The organism is Spirulina sp. 06S082, assembly GCF_034932145.1.
In the GTDB taxonomy this organism is placed as follows: Bacteria; Cyanobacteriota; Cyanobacteriia; order Cyanobacteriales; family Spirulinaceae; genus CCY15215.
In genome coordinates, this window is the sequence record NZ_JAYGHV010000487.1 from 1 (window position 1) to 992 (window position 992).

General features: G+C 37.7%; 1 protein-coding gene. It reads left to right on the plus strand.

The genetic code is table 11. From position 1 onward, the window contains the following. Nucleotides 1-71: 71 nt before the first annotated feature. The coding region (locus VB714_RS27245; RefSeq protein WP_323228475.1) for a sensor histidine kinase at nucleotides 72-992 on the plus strand (921 nt) is incomplete at its 3' end.

The following is a 992-nucleotide window of genomic DNA, read 5'->3' on the forward strand; positions in this document are numbered from 1 at the left end:
TCCCCGGCATAATTCTAACCCATCAAGGCAACTTTTCTGGAACGATCTCCAGACAGCGATTCTTAGAACGCATGAGTCGCCCCTACGCCCTAGAACTCTTTTTACAACGTTCCATTAAATCATTATACGAATTCATCAAAGTTCCCTGCGAGATTTTTTCTCGAGAAACATTGATTGTAGAAGCAGCGCGTCAATCTTTAGAACGTCCTCCCGAACTTCTCTACGAACCCATTGTCGTTAAATTTAACGAACGAGATTATCGTTTGTTGGACGTACATCATTTGCTTTTGGCTCAAGCAAAAATTCATCATTTAACCAGTCGATTACTCGATGAAAGTTATTATCATCAACAAATACAAACTGAAAAAATGGTGAGTTTAGGACAGATGGTGGCGGGAGTTGCTCACGAAATCAGAAATCCTGTCAATTCTGTGAATGGAAATATTACCTTTCTCGCTGACTATTATAACAGTTTAGTTGAGTTAATTCTAAAATATCAAAGCGAAATTGAGAAAAAATCAAACAATATTCAAGCATTTGAAGAAGAAATCGATTTAGAATTTATTCTTGAAGATGCTCCCAAAATTATTAAAAGTATGAAAATAGGATCGGAGCGTTTAATTCAAATTGTTACCAGCTTGCGAAACTTCTCTCGTATGGACGATCGCGATCGCCAACTCATCGATTTACATGAATGTATTGATGGAACTCTCTTGATTTTAGAAAGTCGCCTCAAGCACGATATTAAAGTAGTTCGTAACTATGATAAATTACCCGAGATAGCCTGCTACTCCGGCCAACTAAGTCAAGTATTCATGAATCTAATTGCCAATGCGATCGACGTTTTGATGGAGAAAAAGGAACAAGAAGAAAAGCAAGATTGGCAACCGCAGATTAAAATTGTGACAAAATTTGTTGAAGAGTATGGCGATCGAGGGGGAATCAGTGTTAAAATTATTGATAACGGCTTGGGGATTCCTCTGGAAATTCAA